This window comes from Pseudomonas sp. RIT-To-2, from assembly GCF_029623465.1.
Lineage (GTDB): Bacteria > Pseudomonadota > Gammaproteobacteria > Pseudomonadales > Pseudomonadaceae > Aquipseudomonas > Aquipseudomonas silvicola.
In genome coordinates, this window is the sequence record NZ_JAPYKM010000003.1 from 12835 (window position 1) to 29039 (window position 16205).

A 16205-nucleotide genomic window follows, 5' to 3' on the forward strand; every position below is an offset into this window, starting at 1 on the left:
GAAAAACCCGGCCGATGGGCCGGGTTCAGGGTGTTTCGCGGGGCGTCAGTCTTGTTTGGCAGGAGCAGGTTTGACCAGACGTTTTTCCAGTTTCTGACAGGCGTCCTGGATCATGTCTTCGGTGATAGGGATCTCGTGTCCCTTGGCATCGATAATGGAACCACCGACCGCCTGGTGCGGCTGGATCCGGTGTACTTCCACGGTTTCGTTACGGCTGCTGTGCAAGCCCATGGCCCGTCTCCTCATCAGGTTGTGTGCTCAGACTAGAGCCGCCAGATGACTGCGTCGTGACAATCCCTGTGCATCCCTGGCGACCCCTTCAGTCCACCAGAAAGCGCCGCGAATCACCACCCCGGCGTTAGATCAAAAGTGTCTAGCACAGGTACTGGCGGGCTCTATTGAGCTGACTGTGGCGGGGCAGTGGAGTTCCGCGGGCCTAAACCACCCGTCTGGGTGTACGCTGGGAGCGTCTTTGTCCGCCACGGCCTGCCCATGACCTCGATGCTCTCGTCCCGCCAACGGCGCGCCCTGCGCCTGACCCTGCATTTCCTGCGCCCGTACCGCTGGCGGGCGTTGGCCGCGCTGGTGGCGCTGGTGCTGACCGCCGGCATTACCTTGTCCATGGGCCAAGGCATTCGCCTGCTGGTGGATCAGGGTTTTCTCACTCAATCGCCGGCGCTGCTCAACCGTTCCATCGGCGTGTTTCTGTTGCTGGTGCTGGCGCTGGCGGTGGGTACGTTCACGCGGTTCTACCTGGTATCGTGGATCGGCGAGCGCTGCGTGGCGGACATCCGCCAGCAGGTGTTCGATCACCTGATCTACCTCCACCCCGGGTTCTACGAGCATAACCGCAGCTCCGAGATCCAGTCGCGGCTGACCGCCGACACCACCTTGCTGCAATCGGTCATCGGCTCGTCACTGTCGCTGTTTCTGCGCAACGCGCTGATGGTCATTGGCGGCATCGTGCTGTTGTTCATCACCAACCCAAAGCTCACCAGCATCGTGGTCATCGCCTTGCCGTTGGTGCTGGCGCCGATCCTGGTGTTCGGACGGCGCGTGCGCGGCCTGTCACGCCAGAGTCAGGACCGCATTGCCGATGTGGGCAGCTATGTGGCCGAAACCCTCAACCAGATCAAGACCGTGCAGGCCTACAACCACCAGGTTGAAGACCAGCGTCGCTTTGGTGTCACTGTTGAGCAAGCCTTCGAGACGGCGCGCAAGCGCATCGTGCAGCGGTCATGGCTGATCACGTTGGTGATCGTGCTGGTGCTGGGGGCGGTGGGGGTGATGCTCTGGGTGGGCGGCATGGACGTGATCGCCGGGCGAATCTCCGGGGGCGAGCTGGCGGCCTTCGTGTTCTACAGCCTGATCGTGGGCAGTGCCTTCGGTACCCTCAGTGAAGTGCTCGGCGAACTGCAGCGCGCCGCTGGCGCGGCAGAACGCATCGGCGAACTGTTGCAGGCCACCAGCGATATTCAGGCCCCGGTCAGCGGCCTGCAGGTACTGCCTGCGCGGGTCAGTGGCCGGTTGAAGCTGGAAGGGGTGCGGTTTGCTTACCCATCGAGACCTGAGCGGCCGGCCATTGATGGCCTGGACCTGGTGGTCGAAGCGGGGGAGACCTTGGCGTTGGTAGGCCCCTCAGGGGCGGGAAAATCGACGCTGTTCGACCTGCTGCTGCGTTTCTACGACCCGCAGCAGGGCTGCCTGCTGATCGACGGGGTGGACCTGCGCCAGGTTGACCCCGCCGACCTGCGCCGGCATTTCGCCCTGGTGTCGCAAACCCCGGCGCTGTTTTTCGGCACCGTGGAGGACAACCTGCGCTACGGCCAGGCCGCCGCCAGCTTCGAGCAGGTGCAGCAGGCCGCGCGGATCGCCCACGCCCATGATTTCATCGAACAGTTGCCCCAAGGCTATCAGACCCACCTGGGCGAGGCTGGCCTGGGACTTTCCGGCGGCCAGCGCCAACGCCTGGCCATTGCCCGGGCGCTGCTGGTGGACGCACCTATCCTGCTGCTGGACGAAGCCACCAGTGCCCTGGATGCCCAGAGTGAACATTTGATTCAGGAGGCCTTGCCGACCCTGATGCAGGGGCGGACCACCCTGGTGATCGCCCACCGCCTGGCGACGGTGCAGAACGCCGACCGCATCGCGGTGATGGAGCAGGGCAGGGTGGTGGCGGTGGGCACGCATCGGCAGTTGATCGCCAGCAATGCGCTCTATGCCCGGCTGGCGGCGTTGCAGTTCAACACCCAGCCAGCCTAGCCGCTGTGGGGACAGCGATCAGTCGACGACTCAGCGGTATTCGCACAGGTAGGCGGTTTCAACTTCCACTTTGAGCTGGAACTTGCTGTTGGCCGGTACGTTGAAGCGGGTGCCGCCTTCGAAGGTTTCCCACTCGGTGCTGTCGGGCAGGCGCACGACCAGCTTGCCGGTGACCACGTGCATGATTTCCCTTTGCGCGGTGCCGAATTCGTATTCGCCCGGGGCCATGACGCCGATGGTGGCTGGGCCTTCCTTCATTTCGAAGGCAATCGACTTGACGGTGCCGTCGAAGTATTCGTTGACTTTAAACATGGGGCTGATCCTCGGGATAGGGGCAAAAGGGCGGCCAGTATGCCGAAGCCGCACCGGCCGTGCACGCGCTTTTGACTGTCTAGTTCGGTAGCGTCAGGGGCAACAGCCGCGCCGTGTTGCGTGCATCTTCCAGGGCCCGATGCTGTTGGCCGTTGAAGGTCAGCCCGGCCAGTTGCAAGGCGCCATTGAGGCCCAGTGGGCGCTGCAACTTGCGCGCCTTGGCGAAGCGCTGCTTGAGGTTGGTGTGCGGCACCTCGGCCAGCAGGCTGTGCAATTGGTGTTGCTGCCAACTGAGCAGCAGTTGCTGACGGTCATAGTCGCCCCAGCTCACCCAGCCTTGCAAGCCTGGGCGATGATGGGCCAGCCAGCGCTCGAATTGCGGCCACACTTCGGTCAAGGACGCGGCAGCGTCGATGTTGGCCTGGGTGATGTGCGTCAGCTCGCGGCAGAACGGCGTGAGGTGAGGGCGCCGTTGCGGGCGCACGAAGCGCTGGAAATGATCCACCTCACGGCCCTCGCGGTTCACCAGGCTGGCGCCGATCTCGATGATTTCCATTTCCGCGACCGGCCAGCCTCCCTCATCCGTGGTGGCTTCCAGGTCGATCACCAGCCAATGCGGCATAACAGGCTCCGATGCGCTGCGCTCATTCAGACCTAGAGCGTAGCGAAGTGCAAAGAGTTCCGGTATCCCCCTTCGGTTCCTCACGGTAATATTTGCCCGAGCGCTTGCTCGGGCAAGCGCCAGCGCCTAGATTGCCCGGGCGAGCGGTACCAACGGGGGAGCAAACAGCGTGGATGATGACAAGGCCCGCGAGGTCATGGGGCAACTGATCGCCGAGGGGCATCTGATTGATCCGCACAGCCCGCGGGGTGCGCTGCTGCAGGCCGCTGCTCATCTGTTCCGGGCCAAGGGCTTCGAACGCACTACCGTGCGCGACCTGGCCAGTGCAGTGGGTATCCAGTCGGGTAGTATTTTCCACCATTTCAAGAGCAAGGATGAGATCCTGCGCTCGGTGATGGAGCAGACCCTGCGCTATAACGCGGCCCTGATGCGCGCCGAGCTGGCGGGCACCGATGGCGCACGGGAGCGTGTGCTGGCGCTGATCCGTTGCGAACTGCAGTCGATCATGGGCGGCACCGGTGAGGCCATGGCGGTGCTGGTGTATGAGTGGCGCTCGTTGTCCCCCGAAGGGCGGGCCCAGGTTCTGACCCTGCGCGATGACTACGAGCGGGTATGGCTGCACGTGCTGGGTGAGGCCCGGGATGCCGGCCTGATACAGGGGGATATAGCCATTATCCGTCGCCTGCTGACCGGCGCCCTGTCCTGGACCAGCACCTGGTTCAGCCCCCAGGGCGCCTTGAGCCTGGAGCAGTTGGCAGAGCAGGCGCTGCAGTTGCTGCTCAAGGCGCCTTGAAATGATGCGTACCGGTTGTCGAAAGGTTCGCAAACCCCTATTTTATGCGGATCCAATGATCCCTTGTTCGAGGTGCGAACCCGTGACTGCTACCCCTGTGCGCGTGGTCGCGCGGTTACTGACCTGGGCAGCCATTGGCTTGGCGGCGATGCCAGTTTGGGCGGCGCAAGAAGTGCGGGTGGGGGCGGCACACTTCCCGCCGTACACCGTCCGTCCCGAGACCGGTATCGACACCGGCCTGTTGCCGCAATTGGTCGAAGACCTCAACCAGATCCAGGCCCAATACCACTTCGTACTGGTGCCCACCTCCATTCCCCGCCGCTTCCGTGACTTTCAGGACGGGCGCATCGACCTGGCGATCTTCGAGAACCCCGAGTGGGGCTGGGGCAAGATCGAGCACACCAGCGTGGACATGGGCCTGGAGGATGCGGAAATCTTCGTCACCAAACGCGGCGAGCACCGCGACCAGACCTATTTCGCCGACCTGTCGGGCAAGAGCCTGGCCTTGTTCAGCGGTTACCATTATGCCTTCGCCGACTTCAACGCCGACCCCGAATACCTGAGCAAGCATTTCAATGCCACGCTGACCTACTCCCACGACAGCAACCTGATGATGGTGCTACGCGACCGTGCCGACATCGCTCTGGTCACGCGCTCCTATCTGTACGACTACCTCAAGCGCAACCCTGGGGTGGCCAAGGACCTGCTGATCTCCGATCGTATCGACCAGGTCTACCACCATTTCGCGTTGCTGCGGCCCAAGGCGCCCATCACCGGGGAGCAGTTCAGCCAGTTGCTGCAGACCCTGCGTGACAACGGCGAGATGCTGCAGGTGTTCGACCCTTACCGGATCGCCGTGCGGCCCCTGCCTGCGCAATCGGTCGTGGCCCACGCGGTGGATGCGACCCAGCCTTGACCTGTCAGTTCTGACAGGTTCGGCGGCGCCTTCGTTCGGTTAGCCTGTGGATGCCCGCCATATGGGCGGTCACTCAACCGGAACAGGTGGGAATATCTCATGGTCAAGACATCGCAGGCGCCCCACGAAGGGGTGTTCAGATTTTCAGTGCAGAATGAACAGTATCAGGCGGACCAAATCTACTTTGGTCAAGTTGGCGACCAGTGGGATTTAGCGGGTATAGCGGGGACAGGATCCCGGCTGCACGGGGTGTTCTTTACCTTTCCCGGGCCTGGAACCGGTACCTATCCTGTCGAAGAAATTTTAGTGCGGTTCGTTACGGGGGGACACCGTGTGCTCGCCGAGAAGGGTCAGTTCTCGGTGAGGTTGACGCCCGAGGGCGTGGGCTCCGGGACCTTTCATTTAACTGTTCCCAATCTCTCGGGGGAGGTTCAGGGCGACTTCAACCTGGGTGGCCCAGGTGTCACGGTGTTGCCATTCACGGAGGATGTTCGCCGGTTGTTCGAAGGTTGATGCGCTTGGGTTACCTAGCCCTTCAAGGAGCGATATTCCGAGCGAACACGTTCAACCCATCGGCAAGGCTCGCGGCCGAGAGTTCGCCCAGATGACTGCCCAGCAGATCCCCGTTGGCACTGTAGAACAGGGTAGTGGGCAAGGCGGCGGCGCCTAGCTGCCTGCCCCACTGGCTATTCGGGTCGTACAGCACCTGGGTGGAAGCCAACCCTGCCGTGGCGATGAAATTGCTGACTGTCTGCGGCAGCTCGCCCTGGTTCAGGAAGACGAAACGTATAGCCGGATGTTGCGCCTGGGCTTGCAGCAATACCGGAAGTTCACGCCGGCACGGTGGGCACCAGCTGGCCCAGAGGTTGACCACCAGCGGCCGTGGGTCGCCGCCTGGCAGCGTCACAGGCTGGCCCAGGGCATCGTGCAGCACCACGCTCGGCATCGGCTGCCCCTCCTGGTGCCTGTAGACGGCCCAACTGGCCAGCCCCCAACACAACAGGCCAGCCGCCATTGCCGCCGCCAGAGGGTGGCGCGACGGCGCATCGCGCCAGCCCCGCCAGGTGACGTACGCCACTGACGTCAGCAGCCCAGGGCCCAGCAGGAACCCTCCGTCGCGCAGGTCGATGACCTGCCAGGGCGTTGCCAGGTATTGGTGTGCGTAGCTGGCGACGAATGCCAGCCGCGCGCCGAGCAGGGCCACCAGGAAGCCGCGAAAGAGTGTGGCTTCAGGGCTGGGCACGCCCCGTCGCCGGGCCACCCACCCGCCGCTCGCCAGCGCAATGCCCAGTGCCGCCAGCACGATCAGGTGGTGGATGGCCAGGACGAAGGGCCCGAAACCGAAACTGAGCATGAATACTTCCTTGGGGGCGGGTGCGTCACTGTGGGTGCCGCAGGTTAACGGGCGATTAACCGCCAGGCCGGTGAACCCCTGCGCTAGCCGAGGATTCGCGGCATAATCGCTGGTTAATGCACCCCGTTGATACTGCCGTCTTTTATCCAAAGGTAACCGTATGCATGTGCTGCTCTGTGAGGACGACGACCTGATCGCCTGTGGCGTCGTGGCCGGCCTGCAGGCCCAGGGCCTGACCGTGGACCGCGTGGCCAGCGCCGGCGCCGCGCGGGCGCTGCTGCGGGCAGCACAGTTCGACGTGATGGTGCTGGACCTGGGCCTGCCTGACGAGGACGGGTTGCAGATGCTGCAGTCGTTGCGCCAGCAGGGTGAACTGTTGCCCGTGCTGGTGCTGACGGCCCGCGATACGGTGACTGACCGGGTGGCCGGCCTGGAGGCCGGGGCCGACGATTACCTGCTCAAGCCCTTCGACCTGCGCGAGTTGTCTGCCCGCCTTCATACCCTGTTGCGGCGCGTGGCGGGCCGTGCGGTGAACGCTATCGAGCATGGCCCGCTGCGTTACGACCCCAGCACCTGCCAGGCCTGGCTCAAGGGCGAGCCGGTGGATTTGTCGCGGCGTGAACAGGCGCTGCTTCAGGCCTTGCTGCATAGCCGCGGCCGTGTGCTGTCCGGCGAACAGCTCAAGGACAGCGTCTACGGCTTTTCCGATGAAGTGGAGAGCAATGCCCTGAACGTCCATATCCACCATCTGCGCCGCAAACTGGGCAATGACATCGTGGAGACGGTACGCGGGCTTGGTTACCGGCTGGGCAAGGCACAGCCATGAGCTTGCGCCTGCGCTTGAGCCTGATATTGGGCACGGCCTTCCTGGTGATCTGGGCACTGGCGGCGGCGTGGATGTTTCGCGACCTGCGCCAGCAGATGATGTTTTCCCTGGACCAGCGCCTGGTGGCCTCGGCGCGCATGGTGGCGGGGCTCGTGGACCAGTTGCCAGCGCTTAACGCCCTGGGCGAGGGCAGGCGGTTCAGTGCTGACCAGTTGAGCATCCCAGACGGCATGGCGTGCCAGGTCAGTTCCTTGCGGGGGGAGATCCTGGCCCGCAGCCACGGTGCTACCGATTCACTGGATGATCAAAGCACCGGTTTCCATGACCAGAACGTGGAAGGCGGCCGTTGGCGCAGCTTTACCTTGATGCACGGCGACGTGCGCATTACCACCGCCGACCGCCACGAGGAGCGCGAGGCGCTGAACGCTTCCATCCTGCTGGCGGCCTCGGTGCCCGTGCTGGTGGCTTTGCTGGGTACCCTGGGGGTGCTGTGGCTATGCGTGGGGGTGGGGCTGGCGCCGCTCAATCGTATCCGTGATGCCCTGATGCGGCGTGGCGCCGATGCGCTGGAGCCTTTGCAGGTGCAGGCATTGCCACGCGAATTGATGCCATTGCTCGACAGCCAGAACCAGTTGCTGGTGCGTATTGGCCAGACGCTGGAGCGCGAGCGGCGCCTGACCGGGGATGCGGCCCATGAGCTGCGCAGCCCGTTGACCGCCATCAAGACCCACCTGCAGGTAGCGCGCATGACCCAGGGCGGTGCCCGGGAAACTGCCCTGGAGCACGCTGAAGCGGGCGCCGACCGGCTGCACCGAACCCTTGAGCAGTTGTTGTTGCTGGCCCGGGTGGAGGGCAGTCTGTCGTTTGATGATGGCTGCGCCTGCACCGCCGGGCAGGTGGCCCGCCAGGCTGTGCAGGATGCCAGTGCCGGCGACCGCCATCGGATCACCCTTGAACTGCCGCAGGCCTTGGCCGAGGTGCGGTTGCAGATACCGTCGGCATTGGCGGTGGCGGCCGTGCGCAACCTGCTGGACAACGCTTTGCGCCATAGTCCTGCCGAGGCGCCGGTGGCCTTGAGCGTCAGGCAACAGGCAGGGCGGGTGCATTTCGAGGTGCGCGACCATGGCCCAGGCATCGCGGCGGCGGACTTGCCCAACCTGACCCAGCGCTTCTGGCGCAGCCCGCAGAGCGGCGGCTGCGGCCTGGGCCTGGCGATTGTCCAGGCGATTGTGCAGCGCTGTGGGTGCAGCCTGGCGTTCGACAGCCGTGCCGATGGCCTGCGGGTCAACCTGGGCATGCCGCTACATCCGTTGTAACGCTGTGCCGGTAGGCGCAAGGGGCCATGGGCGTTAGGGTTACCGCTTGCATTCGGACAGGAGAACGAGCATGGACCCGCTCATTGCCATCAAGCAGCCCGCCGCCGACGAGGCCGGTATTGTCAGCCGTATCCTGCAGCGCTCCATCCGGAGTGGCTGCGCGCTGGACCATCGCAACAACGCCTGTCTCGTCGAGGCCTGGACCCGCAACAAAGGCTGTGAGCAGGTCAGCCGCTGGCTGCAGGACGAAGCCCTGTGCCTGCGCCTGGCCTGGCTGGAAGGCAAGCCGGTAGGCGCGGCCATGGCGCTGGCCAGTGGCGAGGTGTGCCTGTGCTACGTGCAACCGGAAAGCTTTCGCCGCGGCGCCGGGCGCGCGCTCATGGTGGCGCTGGAAGCGTTCCTGCGCAACGCCGGGCGCAGCCATGCGATGCTGTACAGTACCCGCACCGCCGAGGGCTTTTATCAGTGCCTGGGGTACCGGCCCACCGGACGCCCCTTGAGCTTCACAGGCTTGCTGCTGACACCGATGAGCAAGGCCCTGGATAGCAACGATCACGCCCAGGAATAATCGGTAGGAGGCTCACGGACCAGTCCGATCATCGGTTAAATGCCCATGCTGCCTGGGCAGGCTTGATTTCACCACTCATCGGGCAGAAGATCGACCCAGACTGTCGAGGATGCCGCCAGACGTGTGGCGGAGAACGGGTCAAGGATGCCCTTGGCGCTGCGGCGCAGGTCACCGACCATGATCAACAAAGCGTTGCGAATTCTGATTGCCGATGAGCACCCTGGCCAATTGATGCATGTGGAACGCATGCTCAATCACATGGGGTATTACCGAATTGCCCCGGTGCATTCCTTCGAGGCGCTGTTGGCGCTGGTGCAGAGTGCCATCGAGCCCTTCGACCTGCTCATCGCCAACACCGACATGGCCGTGCGCGCTGGCGTCGACCTGCCGCGCTTGTGCAAGGGCAGCGCCCAGGTGCATCACGCCCTGCTGTACGAAAGCGAAAGCGTGACCGTGCCGCCGATTGCCCGCCAGCAGCGCGAGGCTGTCAACGTCTGCCTCACGCGTTTGCCCGACAGCGAAGCCCTCAAGACCCTGATGGATATCGTCGACTTCGAGCCTGTGCTGGTCGCGCCGCCCGTTTCGGTCGCCAACCAGCGCCGGCCGTCACGCAAGCGCCCCAATCTAAAAGAGCCTGCGCTGCTACGCCATTCCTGACCTGGCCGCCGCTACGGTGTGCGTGGGCTGCCCAGAATCATGCAGGTGGTACTGGCCGTCGCATACAGCCGGCCTTCGGCATCGTAGAGGCGACCTTCGGCCAGCGCCGTGGAGCGCCCCACGTGCACCGTCTTGCCTTCAGCCCGCACCGGCCCGGTGCTGGCACTCAATGCCCGCACATAGCTGATGCGCAAATCCAGGGTGGTATAGCCTTGCCCCTGTTGCAGCCGCGTGTGAATCGCACACCCCATGCAGGAGTCCAGCAGGGTCGCGGCATAGCCGCCGTGGACGCTACCCAGCGGGTTGTAATGGCGTTCATCGGGCGTGCCCTGGAAAATGAACAGTCCCGGCCCCCACTCGATCGGCACGAAATCCATCAAGGTGCCGATGGGCGGGGAGGGCAGTTCGCCGTTGCCGATACCCTCGAAGAACTGGCTGGGCGTCAACGCGCTGACCTGGGCGAAGGTGAGCGTGCCCGGGCCGGCAAGGCGCGCGCGCATGGCCCGTTCCTGCGCTTGCCATAACGCGATGAGTTCCTCTGGGGGCAGTGATTGCATGATGACGCTCCTGATGGGCCGTGTTACGCCTGATAATATTACGAGTGTAATATATATCAAGCCCGTCCATCGGTGTTGTTTGGGCCGCAGGCCCGGGTATTCGCGCCCGGTGGCCACCGGCATGGCTGGTCAGGCCGGCTCAGTTTGCTATCCTCTGCGCCTTTGGCAGGCGCCAGCATAGGCGCCGCCTGCCCATAGCGTGGATACCACATGACTGCCAAACCCACCCAAGGCCCGTTGCTGCTCTCCCGTGCCGACCACAAGACCCTGGGCCTGGCGGCCTTGGGCGGTGCCCTGGAAATCTACGATTTCATCATTTTCGTGTTTTTTGCCCTGACGCTCAGCCAACTGTTTTTTCCGCCCCAGATGCCGGAATGGCTACGGTTGCTGCAAAGCTTCGGCATCTTTGTCACCGGTTACCTGGCGCGGCCATTGGGTGGCATTCTCATGGCGCATTTCGCCGACCACCTGGGGCGCAAGAAGGTCTTCAGCTTGAGCATCCTGATGATGGCGCTGCCGTGCCTGCTGATCGGGGTGATGCCCACCTATGCCCATATCGGCTATGCCGCGCCGCTGATTCTGCTGGGCCTGCGTATCCTCCAGGGGGCTGCCGTGGGTGGCGAAGTGCCTAGCGCCTGGGTATTCGTGGCCGAGCATGCGCCATTGCATCGCCGTGGCTACGCGCTGGGCTTTCTGCAGGCCGGGCTGACCTTTGGCTACCTGATCGGTGCATTGACCGCCACGGCCCTGGCGCAACTGTTCACGCCCCAGGAAATTCTTGACTATGCCTGGCGCCTGCCGTTCCTGTTGGGCGGGGTATTCGGCATCATCGGGGTATGGCTGCGCCGCTGGTTGAGCGAGACACCGGTGTTCCTGGCGCTGCGCGAGCGGCGCGAGGGGGTGGTGGAACTGCCCCTCAAGGCAGTGCTGCGCGACTACCGCCGGGCGTTGCTGCCAGCGGTGACCCTGACGTGCGTGCTGACCTCGGCCGTAGTGGTACTGGTGGTCATCACCCCGACGGTAATGCAGCAACGCTTCGGCCTGAGTGCCGGGCACACCTTTGCCTTGAGTAGCCTGGGCATCGTGTTTCTCAACCTGGGCTGTGTGCTGGCCGGCTTGCTGGTCGACCGCATCGGTGCCTGGCGGGCGCTGATGGTCTACAGCCTGTTGATGCCGCTGGGCATTGGCGCGCTGTACGCCAACCTGGTGGGTGGCTGGGGTTTTCCTGGCCTTGGCTACGCCTTGGCCGGGTTGGCCTGCGGCGTGGTGGGCGTGGTTCCGTCAGTGATGGTTGGCCTGTTTCCGGCGCACATCCGGGTGTCGGGCATCTCCTTTACGTACAACATCGCCTATGCCCTGTGGGCCAGCGTCACGCCGCTGGCCCTGATCGCGGCAATGCCGTGGAGCCCGTGGGTGTGCGTGGGCTTCGCCGCGGTCATGGGCCTGGTGGGCATGGTGACCGCGCTGGTGTTTGCCGGGCGCGGGGTGTTGCAGGGGGAGGGGGCGCAAGCGTGCGGGTGAGCGTGGTCTCACCTCACTGAACCCGATTGTTTGCAACGATGCCGCGGCTACCCACCTTACGTATCAGTTAATCCCATTATATGGGATGTAAAATTATATATTGAGATATCAGCCTCGGTCGGTCTATAGTCCCCATCAGCTCCACGCCCTCACTCCAACAACAACTCAGGTGAAGCGATGCAGGCGCATTTGATCGCGCTCGACTGGGGAACCACTTCCCTTCGAGCCTACAAGCTTGGCCGCAGCGGTCAGGTACTGGACCAGCGAGCGCTGGCTTCGGGCATCATGCAACTCCCCACCACGCCACGCACAATCGCCGGCCAGTATTGCGACAACGGTTTCGAACTGGCCTTTGATGATGCCTGCGGTGACTGGCTGGCCGCCGAGCCGCACCTGCCGGTCATCGCCTGTGGCATGGTCGGCAGTGCCCAGGGCTGGCGTGAGGTGGCCTACTGCCCAACGCCGGCACGGGTAGCGGACCTGGGGGCCAGCCTGCAGACCGTCGAGACCCTGCGCGGCACCGTGCTGCATATCGTGCCCGGGGTGGTCCAGCATTCCCGTTTGCCCAACGTCATGCGTGGCGAGGAAACCCAGGTGCTGGGCCTGTTGTGCGACTTGCCGGCCGACACGCGCCAGGACAGCCTGCTGATCGGCCTGCCCGGCAGCCATAGCAAGTGGGTGAGCCTTGAAGAGGGCTGCATCCAGCAGTTCGACACCTTCATGACGGGGGAGGTGTACGCGGCCCTGTGTGCCCACACCATCCTCGGCCGCACGCAGCAACCCACCGGTAGCTTCGACGATGCCGCGTTCACCCGTGGTGTTCAGGTGGCGCTCTCGCCAGACGCCACCCTCGGCCTGCTATCGAACCTGTTCAGCGCCCGCACCCTGGGCCTGACCGGGCAACTGAGTGGTGCCGAGCAACCCGATTACCTGTCCGGCCTGATGATCGGCCACGAATTGCGGGCCTTGGCCCAGGCCTGCCGCGAGCGCCGCGGCGAGGCTGGGTTGCCCCAGGTAGTGCTGATTGGCAGCGTTGCGCTGTGCCAGCGTTACCAGATTGCCCTGCGCTTGTGCGGTTTTGCCCAGGTGGGCCTGGCCGAACAGGCTACCGAACGCGGTTTATGGAGCCTGGCCGTGGCGGCCGGGCTGCTCGCTCCCCTGCCAGAAGAGGTTTGACATGCTCAAGCAAGCGCTCGCCGCCAACGGCCTGATCGCCATCCTGCGCGGCCTTTGCCCCGAAGAGGCCCAGGCTATCGGCCAGGTGCTGTATGACGAAGGTTTTCGCGTGATCGAGGTACCGCTCAATTCCCCAAGCCCCTACGACAGCATTCGTATCCTGCGTGACAGCCTGCCCGCCGATTGCCTGATCGGCGCTGGCACCGTGCTCACCGCTGAACAGGTGCAACAGGTCAAGGCCGCGGGCGGCCAGGTCATCGTCATGCCCCACAGCGATGCCAAGGTATTGCGCGCGGCCAAGGTGGCCGGCCTGTACCTGTCGCCTGGCGTGGTCACCCCCACCGAGGCGTTTGCCGCGCTGGAGGAGGGCGCCGACGTGCTGAAGCTGTTCCCGGCCGAGATGCTCAACCCGGGTGTGGTCAAGGCGCTGCTGGCGGTATTGCCCAAGGGCACCGCGCTGGTACCGGTGGGCGGCATCAGCCCCGACAACATGGCGCCCTTCGTCAGCGCCGGGGTCAGCGGTTTCGGCCTGGGTTCAGGGCTGTTCAAGCCCGGCATGAGCGCCGACGACGTGGCCGCCCGGGCCAAGGCCTACGTGGCCGCCTGGAAAGCCCTGCACTGATCCGACTGAATACATCGACAAGAGAGACAAACGATGAAAATCACCCAACTGACCACCTATATCGTTCCGCCGCGCTGGTGCTTCCTGAAAGTCGAGACTGACGAAGGCGTGACCGGCTGGGGCGAACCCGTGGTCGAAGGCCGTGCCCACACCGTGGCCGCTGCCGTCGAGGAGTTGTCCGATTACCTGATCGGCAAAGACCCACGCAACATCGAGGACATCTGGACCGTGCTCTACCGTGGCGGTTTCTACCGCGGTGGCGCCGTGCACATGAGCGCCCTGGCCGGCATCGACCAGGCCCTGTGGGACATCAAGGGCAAGGCGCTGGGCGTATCGGTCAGCGACCTGCTGGGTGGCCAGGTGCGTGACCGTATCCGGGTTTATTCCTGGATAGGCGGCGACCGCCCGGCCGATACCGCGCGGGCAGCGAAAGAAGCGGTGGAGCGTGGCTTCACCGCGGTGAAAATGAACGGTACCGAAGAGCTGCAGTTCATCGACACGTTCGACAAGGTCAGCCTGTGCCTGGAAAACGTCGCTGCGGTGCGTGATGCGGTAGGCCCTAACGTCGGCATTGGCGTGGACTTTCATGGCCGGGTGCACAAGCCCATGGCCAAGGTGCTGATGAAGGAACTGGACCCCTTCAAGCTGATGTTCATCGAAGAGCCGGTGCTGAGCGAGAATTATGAAGCGCTCAAGGAACTGGCGCCCCTGACCAGCACCCCGATCGCCCTGGGTGAACGGCTGTTCTCACGGTGGGACTTCAAGCGCGTGCTCAGCGAGGGTTACGTGGACATCATCCAGCCGGATGCGTCCCATTCCGGTGGCATCACCGAAACCCGCAAGATCGCCAACATGGCCGAGGCCTATGACGTGGCCCTGGCCCTGCATTGCCCGCTGGGCCCGATCGCGCTGGCGGCCTGCCTGCAGCTGGACGCGGCCTGCTACAACGCCTTCATCCAGGAACAGAGCCTGGGTATTCACTACAACGAAAGCAACGACCTGCTGGACTACATCAAGCGGCCCGAGGTGTTCGACTACGACAACGGCTTCGTCAAGATCCCCAATGGCCCTGGCCTGGGCATCGAGATCAACGAGGAGTATGTCAAGGAGCGCGCGGCCGTCGGCCACCGCTGGCGCAACCCGGTGTGGCGCCACGCCGACGGCAGCTTCGCCGAGTGGTGATGCACCGTTGACCCAGTGTTCGCCGGCCCTTGTGGGACCGGGCGAAGCTGGGGAAAGAAGCGGCACGGTCCGTCGGTGAGACCGCGTCGCGGCATTCCCGAGCTTCGCCCGGTCCCACAAGGGTGCAGTGCTTCTGACAGTCCTCGCATAATTACAACAAGAGGCTCCCATGCACACCCAGACCCTGCACGCCCATGCGGCGCTGGCCACGCCCAGCCGCAAGCGTTTCTTCATCATGGTGCTGCTGTTCATCACCGTGGTTATCAACTACCTGGACCGCAGCAACCTGTCCATCGCCGCCCCCGCCCTGACCAGTGACCTGGGCATCGACCCTGTGCACGTTGGCCTGGTGTTTTCCGCTTTTGGCTGGACCTACGCGGCCATGCAGATCCCTGGCGGCTGGCTGGTGGACCGGGTGCCGCCCCGCATTCTCTACAGCGCCGCCCTGGCGTTGTGGTCCGTGGCCACGATCATGCTCGGCTTCGCCGGAAGCTTCGTTGCCTTGTTCGTGCTGCGCATGGCCGTCGGGGCCCTGGAGGCGCCGGCCTACCCGATCAACAGCCGTGTGGTGACCACCTGGTTTCCGGAGCGCGAACGCGCCACCGCCATTGGTTTCTATACCTCTGGCCAGTTCGTCGGCCTGGCGTTCCTGACCCCGGTGCTGGCCTGGCTGCAGCATGCCTTCGGCTGGCACATGGTGTTTGTCGCCACCGGGGTGCTGGGCGTTGCCTGGGCGCTGGTGTGGTATGCGGTGTATCGCGAACCGCGAGGCTTCAAGGGGGCGAACGCTGCCGAAATCGAGCTGATCACCGAAGGCGGCGGGCTGGTGGACATGCAGTCGGCCGCCAAGGCCGCCAAGCCGGGCTTCAGCTGGGCTGACCTGGGCATCGTGCTCAGCAAACGCAAGCTATGGGGCATTTACCTGGGCCAGTACTGCCTGAACTCGACCTTGTGGTTTTTCCTCACCTGGTTCCCCACCTACCTGGTGAAGTACCGGGGCATGGACTTCATCAAGTCCGGGCTGCTGGCGTCGCTGCCATTCCTGGCGGCCTTCGTGGGCGTGCTGTGCTCGGGCTTCTTTTCCGACTGGCTGATCCGCCGTGGCGCCAGCATCGGCCTGGCCCGCAAGCTGCCGATCATTGGTGGGCTGCTGATCAGCACTGCGATCATCGGTGCCAACTATGTGGACTCCACGGCACTGGTGATCGCCTGCCTGGCCGTGGCGTTTTTCGGCAATGGCCTGGCGTCGATCACCTGGTCGCTGGTCTCAACCCTGGCCCCGGCGCGTTTGCTGGGCCTGACCGGCGGCGTGTTCAACTTCATTGGCAACCTCTCGGCCATCACCACGCCCATCGCCATTGGCTTCCTGGCCACGGGTGACACCTTCGCGCCGGCCATTACGTACATCGCCGTGATGGCGCTGTTGGGTGCGCTGTCGTACATCGTGCTGGTCGGCAAGGTCGAACGCATCCAGCTGTGACTGGCACCCGCGCGGGCGGGCGCACATAATGCGCCTGCCCC

General features: G+C 64.2%; 18 protein-coding genes. 13 read left to right on the forward strand and 5 right to left on the reverse strand.

Translation table 11 applies throughout. The features are described 5' to 3' along the window. Positions 1 to 45: 45 nt before the first annotated feature. Positions 46 to 231 carry a PA1571 family protein gene (locus QBK88_RS03435; RefSeq protein ID WP_277960924.1) on the reverse strand — a complete coding sequence of 62 codons (186 nt, stop codon included), beginning with the start codon at positions 229 to 231 and terminating at the stop codon, positions 46 to 48. Between the two features lie 261 nt (positions 232 to 492). Between QBK88_RS03435 and QBK88_RS03440 the strand changes: the two genes are divergently transcribed. Continuing rightward, positions 493 to 2262 carry an ABC transporter transmembrane domain-containing protein gene (locus QBK88_RS03440; protein ID WP_277960925.1) on the forward strand — a complete coding sequence of 590 codons (1770 nt, stop codon included), beginning with the start codon at positions 493 to 495 and terminating at the stop codon, positions 2260 to 2262. A 30-nt stretch (positions 2263 to 2292) separates the two neighbouring features. Here the strand turns inward: QBK88_RS03440 and ppnP are convergent, their stop codons facing one another. Further along, positions 2293 to 2574, reverse strand: coding sequence for a pyrimidine/purine nucleoside phosphorylase (gene ppnP / locus QBK88_RS03445; protein WP_158158510.1), 282 nt, complete (start codon positions 2572 to 2574; stop codon positions 2293 to 2295). A gap of 79 nt (positions 2575 to 2653) precedes the next feature. Continuing rightward, a complete protein-coding gene (locus tag QBK88_RS03450; RefSeq protein WP_277960926.1) occupies positions 2654 to 3196 on the reverse strand; it encodes an exonuclease domain-containing protein in 543 nt (180 codons plus the stop codon). 169 nt (positions 3197 to 3365) lie between these two features. Between QBK88_RS03450 and QBK88_RS03455 the strand changes: the two genes are divergently transcribed. The 3 genes from QBK88_RS03455 (at position 3366) to QBK88_RS03465 (ending at position 5418) form a co-directional block, all read left to right on the forward strand. Next, a complete protein-coding gene (locus QBK88_RS03455; protein ID WP_277960927.1) occupies positions 3366 to 3989 on the forward strand; it encodes a TetR/AcrR family transcriptional regulator in 624 nt (207 codons plus the stop codon). A 148-nt stretch (positions 3990 to 4137) separates the two neighbouring features. After that, positions 4138 to 4905: a transporter substrate-binding domain-containing protein gene (locus tag QBK88_RS03460; protein WP_277961129.1), complete on the forward strand. Its 768-nt coding sequence runs from the start codon at positions 4138 to 4140 to the stop codon at positions 4903 to 4905. A 99-nt stretch (positions 4906 to 5004) separates the two neighbouring features. Next, positions 5005 to 5418, forward strand: a complete 414-nt coding sequence (locus tag QBK88_RS03465) for a hypothetical protein (RefSeq protein WP_277960928.1) — start codon at positions 5005 to 5007, stop codon at positions 5416 to 5418. A gap of 22 nt (positions 5419 to 5440) precedes the next feature. On the opposite strand, the gene QBK88_RS03470 is transcribed toward QBK88_RS03465, so the two are convergent. Then, positions 5441 to 6259, reverse strand: coding sequence for a TlpA disulfide reductase family protein (locus QBK88_RS03470; RefSeq protein ID WP_277960929.1), 819 nt, complete (start codon positions 6257 to 6259; stop codon positions 5441 to 5443). A gap of 160 nt (positions 6260 to 6419) precedes the next feature. Here QBK88_RS03470 and QBK88_RS03475 point away from each other — a divergent pair, with 160 nt between their 5' ends. The 4 genes from QBK88_RS03475 (at position 6420) to QBK88_RS03490 (ending at position 9626) form a co-directional block, all read left to right on the forward strand. Next, entirely contained in the window at positions 6420 to 7085 is a 666-nt protein-coding gene (locus QBK88_RS03475) for a response regulator transcription factor (protein WP_277960930.1), read from the forward strand. Further along, complete coding sequence (locus QBK88_RS03480; protein WP_277960931.1) at positions 7082 to 8401, forward strand: ATP-binding protein; 1320 nt, start codon at positions 7082 to 7084, stop codon at positions 8399 to 8401. Before QBK88_RS03475 ends, QBK88_RS03480 begins: the two co-directional genes overlap by 4 nt. Positions 8402 to 8471: 70 nt before the next feature. Further along, entirely contained in the window at positions 8472 to 8969 is a 498-nt protein-coding gene (locus QBK88_RS03485) for a GNAT family N-acetyltransferase (protein WP_277960932.1), read from the forward strand. A gap of 177 nt (positions 8970 to 9146) precedes the next feature. Further along, the gene (locus QBK88_RS03490; protein ID WP_277960933.1) at positions 9147 to 9626 is read left to right on the forward strand and encodes a histidine kinase; all 480 of its coding nucleotides are present in this window, start codon (positions 9147 to 9149) and stop codon (positions 9624 to 9626) included. A gap of 11 nt (positions 9627 to 9637) precedes the next feature. On the opposite strand, the gene QBK88_RS03495 is transcribed toward QBK88_RS03490, so the two are convergent. Then, positions 9638 to 10183, reverse strand: a complete 546-nt coding sequence (locus QBK88_RS03495; RefSeq protein ID WP_277960934.1) for a PaaI family thioesterase — start codon at positions 10181 to 10183, stop codon at positions 9638 to 9640. Between the two features lie 210 nt (positions 10184 to 10393). Here QBK88_RS03495 and QBK88_RS03500 point away from each other — a divergent pair, with 210 nt between their 5' ends. From QBK88_RS03500 to QBK88_RS03520, 5 genes are all read left to right on the forward strand, one after another. Continuing rightward, positions 10394 to 11704 carry an MFS transporter gene (locus QBK88_RS03500; protein ID WP_277960935.1) on the forward strand — a complete coding sequence of 437 codons (1311 nt, stop codon included), beginning with the start codon at positions 10394 to 10396 and terminating at the stop codon, positions 11702 to 11704. A 177-nt stretch (positions 11705 to 11881) separates the two neighbouring features. After that, on the forward strand, positions 11882 to 12880 hold the full coding sequence (locus tag QBK88_RS03505; RefSeq protein ID WP_277960936.1) for a 2-dehydro-3-deoxygalactonokinase: 999 nt from the start codon (positions 11882 to 11884) through the stop codon (positions 12878 to 12880). A gap of 1 nt (position 12881) precedes the next feature. Next, positions 12882 to 13502, forward strand: coding sequence for a 2-dehydro-3-deoxy-6-phosphogalactonate aldolase (locus QBK88_RS03510; protein WP_277960937.1), 621 nt, complete (start codon positions 12882 to 12884; stop codon positions 13500 to 13502). A gap of 33 nt (positions 13503 to 13535) precedes the next feature. Then, the gene (gene dgoD, locus QBK88_RS03515) at positions 13536 to 14684 is read left to right on the forward strand and encodes a galactonate dehydratase (protein WP_277960938.1); all 1149 of its coding nucleotides are present in this window, start codon (positions 13536 to 13538) and stop codon (positions 14682 to 14684) included. A gap of 169 nt (positions 14685 to 14853) precedes the next feature. Then, positions 14854 to 16164 carry an MFS transporter gene (locus QBK88_RS03520; RefSeq protein ID WP_277960939.1) on the forward strand — a complete coding sequence of 437 codons (1311 nt, stop codon included), beginning with the start codon at positions 14854 to 14856 and terminating at the stop codon, positions 16162 to 16164. Positions 16165 to 16205: the final 41 nt, after the last annotated feature.

Coding starts and splice junctions, on each gene's coding strand:
- QBK88_RS03435 (WP_277960924.1), bottom strand. CDS start 231: ATGGGCTTGCACAGCAGCCGTAACGAAACCGTGGAAGTACACCGGATC.
- QBK88_RS03440 (WP_277960925.1), top strand. CDS start 493: ATGACCTCGATGCTCTCGTCCCGCCAACGGCGCGCCCTGCGCCTGACC.
- ppnP (WP_158158510.1), bottom strand. CDS start 2,574: ATGTTTAAAGTCAACGAATACTTCGACGGCACCGTCAAGTCGATTGCC.
- QBK88_RS03450 (WP_277960926.1), bottom strand. CDS start 3,196: ATGCCGCATTGGCTGGTGATCGACCTGGAAGCCACCACGGATGAGGGA.
- QBK88_RS03460 (WP_277961129.1), top strand. CDS start 4,138: ATGCCAGTTTGGGCGGCGCAAGAAGTGCGGGTGGGGGCGGCACACTTC.
- QBK88_RS03465 (WP_277960928.1), top strand. CDS start 5,005: ATGGTCAAGACATCGCAGGCGCCCCACGAAGGGGTGTTCAGATTTTCA.
- QBK88_RS03470 (WP_277960929.1), bottom strand. CDS start 6,259: ATGCTCAGTTTCGGTTTCGGGCCCTTCGTCCTGGCCATCCACCACCTG.
- QBK88_RS03475 (WP_277960930.1), top strand. CDS start 6,420: ATGCATGTGCTGCTCTGTGAGGACGACGACCTGATCGCCTGTGGCGTC.
- QBK88_RS03480 (WP_277960931.1), top strand. CDS start 7,082: ATGAGCTTGCGCCTGCGCTTGAGCCTGATATTGGGCACGGCCTTCCTG.
- QBK88_RS03485 (WP_277960932.1), top strand. CDS start 8,472: ATGGACCCGCTCATTGCCATCAAGCAGCCCGCCGCCGACGAGGCCGGT.
- QBK88_RS03490 (WP_277960933.1), top strand. CDS start 9,147: ATGATCAACAAAGCGTTGCGAATTCTGATTGCCGATGAGCACCCTGGC.
- QBK88_RS03495 (WP_277960934.1), bottom strand. CDS start 10,183: ATGCAATCACTGCCCCCAGAGGAACTCATCGCGTTATGGCAAGCGCAG.
- QBK88_RS03500 (WP_277960935.1), top strand. CDS start 10,394: ATGACTGCCAAACCCACCCAAGGCCCGTTGCTGCTCTCCCGTGCCGAC.
- QBK88_RS03505 (WP_277960936.1), top strand. CDS start 11,882: ATGCAGGCGCATTTGATCGCGCTCGACTGGGGAACCACTTCCCTTCGA.
- QBK88_RS03510 (WP_277960937.1), top strand. CDS start 12,882: ATGCTCAAGCAAGCGCTCGCCGCCAACGGCCTGATCGCCATCCTGCGC.
- dgoD (WP_277960938.1), top strand. CDS start 13,536: ATGAAAATCACCCAACTGACCACCTATATCGTTCCGCCGCGCTGGTGC.
- QBK88_RS03520 (WP_277960939.1), top strand. CDS start 14,854: ATGCACACCCAGACCCTGCACGCCCATGCGGCGCTGGCCACGCCCAGC.